Origin of the sequence: Bacillus sp. JJ664 (assembly GCF_036962205.1) — a bacterium.
In the GTDB taxonomy this organism is placed as follows: domain Bacteria; phylum Bacillota; class Bacilli; order Bacillales; family Bacillaceae_G; genus Gottfriedia.
On the sequence record NZ_JBALMS010000159.1, the window covers coordinates 1 to 5,747 of the forward strand.

Consider the following 5,747-nt stretch of genomic DNA (forward strand, 5'->3'; position numbering starts at 1 on the left):
TTGCTACATAATCTCTTAACATCTTTAACGGGAAAACCGCTGTAGCCTACTCTAGTTCGGTACAGTGACTCCAAGGCTGGTTCAGTTTGCATACTTTAGGAATTTACACCATCCATTCCCTCTCTAAAAAAGCTGCTAAACTTACTATTCCTTTTCTAAGTCATTTATTAATTTAAAAATATAATACGTTAAGTTACAACATCTGTCAATGAGATCAATACCCAATTTTACAATTTTTTCTACATTTCTTTATAAATTGCTTCTTCTTTTATATTTTTCGTTCGTTTTGGCATTGGAATTTCAGATAATAACATACCACCAACGATAAATGTTCCACCAATTAGAGTATGTGAAGTTAAAGTTTCTCCTCCAAATACTACTGCAGTAATAGCAGCAAAAACAGGTTCTAATATGAAAATAAGTGCTGCTTTTGTAGACGATATATGTTTTTGTGCAAACATTTGAACCCAAAACGCGATACTTGTACAAAAGATTGCAGTTACGATTACTGCAAATATAAATGTTGAGTTTGTAAACAGATCCTTTGATAAAGGTGCTTTCGGAAGTTCAAAAATAAATGCTGAGATTGTACTAAAAATACCAACTGTTGCTAGTTGGATCGTTGTAAATGTAAGTGCATCCATTTGTTTCGTAAATTTACCAGTTAAAATGATATGAATAGCAAAAGCGATTGCTCCAATAAGTGTTAAAATATCACCAATATTGACTGACAAACGATTTCCTAATGTTAAAAAGCTTAATCCAAAAAGTGCAATGAAACAAGCGAGAACCGTCGCCCAGTTTGAGCGTTCGCGATAAAATACATATAAAAAAACCGGAACTAATACAACACATAAGCCTGTAATAAACCCTGATTTAGATGATGTTGTATAAATAAGGCCAAAAGTTTGTAGTAAGTAACCTGAAAATAACATAAATCCGATTCCACTAGTGATAAGAACCTGTTTTAATGTGATAGCGTTCTTATTTTTTCTTCTTAATAGAAAAGGTAATAGGATTAAAGTTGCTAGGATGAAACGAAATGCATTAAATGTGAACGGTTCTACAAACTCAATTGCATTTTGAACTACGACAAATGTCGTCCCCCAGAGCAGTGTAACAATGATTAGTGAAATGGTAGCAATTCTTTCAATTTTCAATCTCTCATACCCCTTTTCTTTGACTCTACTTCCCCCAATTACAGAAAAAAGAGATGTGACATAACACATCTCAGTCATTATGATTTCACTTAGTCGTCTCAATAATTATATACTCTATTTTACCATAATGTGAGGGCTTTTTGTCTTAATGAATTAAAATTTCGTTTGTTTCGCTATTGGATAATTCGCTACTCAATTATTCGCACTTTCTTCACATTGACTGAAATGACTCACCTATCTATACTTAAATACAGAATAAAGAAAAAGGTGATCTTATTGGATTTTGAAATAACATTTCTATCATTTTATGTAGTAACAGTTGAGGGTAAAGGAGATCAATCTGATAAACGGTATAAACATTTTCAAACAATAGATGAAAATATGTATGAAGAAAGTGCTTTAAAATCCTTTTTAGACGGTGAGCTTGCTCGAATAGTTAATCGTAAAGTTGAACGACACGCTAAAAATGATACAGTTCCGACTAAATTAGGACATTTTATCGTAGAAGAAAATCATTCGCTAGATTCGAATCCAAATTATAATTTATTTCAAAGAATACGTCATGCAAAAACAACTGAAGAATTTAAAGCTGCCAATGAGACATTAGTTATTAATTATGTTGATACTAGTGCAGTTCGTGGTGGAGCATTTCTAGTGATACAAGCAAAATTAAGAAAGTATTACGATGATCCGATTGTATTTGTATTAAAATGCGATTTTGAACCAAAAGTTGCTTCCATTTCAGATGAATCTACTTTAATTAAGACGGTAGAAATGGCGATTACAACAAAAAATATGAAATCGATTCAATATCCATACATGGAGGAATTAGGTTTATTATCTGAAAGCGAGCTAAAAATTCATCAAGCATCACACGCTCGATATTTTGAAGACTTTTTAAAATTTGTTTCTTATGCTGAATCTATGCCAGAAATCGTAAAATCACAAGTTATGACAATGGTTTATGACCGAATCGATGAGGTATTTGAAGAAGAAAGCGAAGAAAGACAACAGTTTGAAGCTGCAATGGAGGTTTGGGCAGCAAGCCCTAAACGAGAAATTCAAGAGCATTTCTCTTCCGAAGAAGTGATAGAAGCGGCAGCACAAATCGTAGAACATACACCTGAAATTGAATTAGCATTTAAAGCTGATCATTTTTCAATTAAAGGTATGCTTGCAGACTTTGGAGAAAATTTACATATCGCAAAAGTAAATGGACGCTATGTTGTTATGTTGGAAGCCGACACACTACAATTTGAAAAGGGCTTCTCCCCTATTGAATTTTTAAAACCTGATGAAATTCATCTTGTTATTGATAAGATCAAGCAAAAATAAAAGAGCCTACTAGGCTCTTTTTGTTTTAACTGATAAATGTAGTAATGATTGATGTTACTAAACAAACAAAAAATATATATCTAATTTTCACAGGTTTATTATATTTACCAAGCATCTTCGATAATATTTTTTCAAATATACTTAATACTGTTATGAATATTAACATAATAAAAAGAAAGTAAGAGAGATTTGAATACCATTTAGAAAACTGTCCAAATTCAATATAATCTAATTGAATAAATATTAGCATTAAACCATATACAATTAACCCGCTGACATCAAACCCTTTTTTATCTCGCACAAATATACTTTTTAAAAATTGCTTTCCATTAGAAATAATACTCACCACCACATATATTAATAAATTATAAATTCTTTAAATATGAGAAAATTACTTTTTTAAATGACTTTTCACAGATTCACTTTCATAATTGGCTCGATATTAATGTCACTTCTTTTCATAATCAATAATTTTCTTAGGCATTAGCCGTCTCCATACGCATTTTGCCTACATATTGTATTTTGTATTACCGAAAAAGGAAGGAGCGACTTTTATATGTATCAATTTCCTAATTACTATCCGTATAATCAACAGACAGTTTATCAACAACCTCAATATAATCAATACTCGCAAGCTACTTGGGAAGATCAATATGATATTGACAGACAACCTCAGCAAATTCAAAATCTAACTAGACGAGTTAATGAATTAGAAAGACGTGTAAATCAACTAAATCAAACTGTTAATCGACTTCAACAAACTTCAGAGCGTCATACATTCCGTTTAAATAGGTTGAATCAACGCTTACGTCGAGTTGAGCAAAGACTAAACATTCCATTTACTGCAAGTGAAGATGGATTTTAAAAAACTAAAAACTATAAAAAAGAGAGTGAGATACTCTCTTTTTTTTATGAATTTAATTATAAAATACTTTTCATTAGCTTAATGACTTTATCTATGTCTTCTTTCGTAACCCAATAATGTGTTGCAAATCTCATGCTTCCATTTTCATCAGGTGCAAAGATTGTCATATCATTTTCTTTAAATATTTGTTCGATTTCTTCTGGGGTTCTATTCGTTTTTTCAATTTGAAAGAATACTAAATTAATATGATTGTTTGTTGAATCTACTGTTATACCTGGAATTTCTTTTAATCCATTTGCTAAATAAAGAGCATTTTCATGATCTTCATGGAGTCTAGTTGTCATTTTCTCTAGCGCTATGATGCCAGCTGCAGCTAAGAATCCAGATTGTCTCCAACCGCCACCTAATAATTTACGCTTTTTCTTAGCTTTTTCAATAAATTCAGTACTTCCTGCTAATATTGACCCTACTGGAGCACATAAACCTTTCGATAAACAAAACATTACACTGTCACTATACTGGGTGATTTTTTTCACATCCGTGCGTAAATAAGTTGCTGCATTAAACACTCTTGCGCCATCTAAATGGATTGGTATATTTTTTTCTTTGGCAATACTATATACGTCTTTCATATAATCAATATCAACTACAGCTCCATTGGAGTATGCATTTTCTAAACAAATTAATGAAGTTTCAGGATAATGTAAATCTTCTGGACGAATTGACTGTTTTATTTTTTGAAGCGCCATTTTTCCAGAAACTGTTTGAAGAGTTCGTAAATGAACTCCAGCAATAATTGAAGCCGCCCCTACTTCGTGTTCAAATATATGACAGTCCTCACCTAGTATAACTTCAGTTCCACGATTACAATGTGTAAATAAAGCCAATTGGTTCCCAAATGTGCCACTTGGGACAAATAGGGCAGCTTCTTTTCCGACCATGGCTGCAGCTAGTTTTTCTAGCCTATGAACAGTTGGATCATCCCCATAAACATCATCCCCAACTTCTGCATTAAACATTGCCTGTCTCATTTCATCGGTAGGTTGTGAAACCGTATCACTTCTTAAGTCAATTAAACGTGAATTCATATTTTTTCTCCTAACTCAATAAAATTTCAGAATAATCTAAAACGAGCTGTTAGACGCATTGAGATTGATCTTTACGTAATGTTACTCATTAAAGTCTTTGTATCAAACCTCTTATTTCTGTTACGTAAAGTCTAGTTTTTTTTCATATTCTGCTAAACCTAAATGAATCAATTTTCCAGTGACTTCTTCGATTCCTAAATGGTGATGTAAAGCAATTTCCTTTATTTTCACTTTCATAGAATCTTCTACAAATGTGGTCAATTGTTCTTGATTACTTGAAAAAACAATCAATCCTGGTCTAGAAGATAATCTCCCGTCTAACAAACAGTTTTGGAGGATTTCATAATCTTGTTCTAGACGATCAAGTTGATATTGTAATTTTACCGGTTTTAACTCTGCAATAATTGTGTTTCCTTCAATATAAAGGTTCAAATTTTGAATCCCAATTTTTTGATAAAAAGTATCAATTAAACTAAAAATAGGTGCATTAATTGATTGAGGAAAAGGAAAACGAAAAACGATATTTCCCCTCTTTGTACTATGTTTAACTTGTTTCAGCTCATAAGCTCTATAAAAGCCACGTTCCACAAGCTCCTCTTGGTTTAGTAATTCACCCATATTTGTTTTTGCTACACAATCTCCAACTTCATTTAATTCGATGATTCTTGCTTTTTCATTTGAATCTCTTTTTATATATAGTCCAAATAAACAGTATGCTAAATCCTTCGAAAAGTATGTCTTTCTATTTTGATTACTTAGAAATGTAGATTGAAATTTATCAACTTCATCGGATGGGATAAATGAGGTATTCCTACCCTTAATAAATACTTTTTCAGATGATAATTTCCCTGATTTTATATATTGATGGATTGTTGCTTTTGATACACCTAATTGATTTGCTGCCTCTAATACTGTAATTCCTATTGGTCTTTCTGCAGTAGACTGCAATCTATCAATCTCATCACGATAAAATTTCATCGTACCATCTATTTGCCAATCCTCATAAACTAGTTTGAGTTTACCATTTTTCACATAATTATATATCGTTTGTTTAGACAAACCTAGTATTTCTACAGCTTCATTTGTCGTCAAAACTTCTCTTTCGAATTGTACATTTTCAGACATAGTATGTACCTTCCTTTTATTATTTACAGCTTATTCTCTACTATTATAGCATATATATTTAACAAATTATCACATTGTTGTTCTGTATCTTTACATTCCGTATATATAATTATAATTTATTAATTATACAATATTTTATTTAAGTAGAATAATATTGTATTTTTCTATTTAAGA

At 31.4% G+C, this 5,747-nt stretch carries 5 protein-coding genes; 2 read left to right on the top strand and 3 right to left on the bottom strand.

Annotated elements, in window-relative coordinates; translation table 11 throughout:
- Positions 1-239: 239 nt before the first annotated feature.
- Positions 240-1,160, bottom strand: coding sequence for a DMT family transporter (locus V7056_RS18970; RefSeq protein WP_499703955.1), 921 nt, complete (start codon positions 1,158-1,160; stop codon positions 240-242).
- 276 nt (positions 1,161-1,436) lie between these two features.
- On the opposite strand from V7056_RS18970, the gene V7056_RS18975 reads away from it, so the two are divergent.
- Both V7056_RS18975 and V7056_RS18980 read left to right on the top strand, forming a co-directional pair.
- Positions 1,437-2,495: a DUF3900 domain-containing protein gene (locus V7056_RS18975; RefSeq protein ID WP_499703956.1), complete on the top strand. Its 1,059-nt coding sequence runs from the start codon at positions 1,437-1,439 to the stop codon at positions 2,493-2,495.
- Between the two features lie 556 nt (positions 2,496-3,051).
- On the top strand, positions 3,052-3,360 hold the full coding sequence (locus V7056_RS18980; protein ID WP_499703957.1) for a hypothetical protein: 309 nt from the start codon (positions 3,052-3,054) through the stop codon (positions 3,358-3,360).
- A 56-nt stretch (positions 3,361-3,416) separates the two neighbouring features.
- Here V7056_RS18980 and ltaE read toward each other — a convergent pair whose 3' ends face one another.
- Positions 3,417-4,448, bottom strand: coding sequence for a low-specificity L-threonine aldolase (gene ltaE / locus V7056_RS18985; RefSeq protein ID WP_499703958.1), 1,032 nt, complete (start codon positions 4,446-4,448; stop codon positions 3,417-3,419).
- A gap of 120 nt (positions 4,449-4,568) precedes the next feature.
- Positions 4,569-5,573, bottom strand: a complete 1,005-nt coding sequence (locus V7056_RS18990) for a helix-turn-helix domain-containing protein (protein WP_499703959.1) — start codon at positions 5,571-5,573, stop codon at positions 4,569-4,571.
- Between the last annotated feature and the right edge of the window lie 174 nt (positions 5,574-5,747).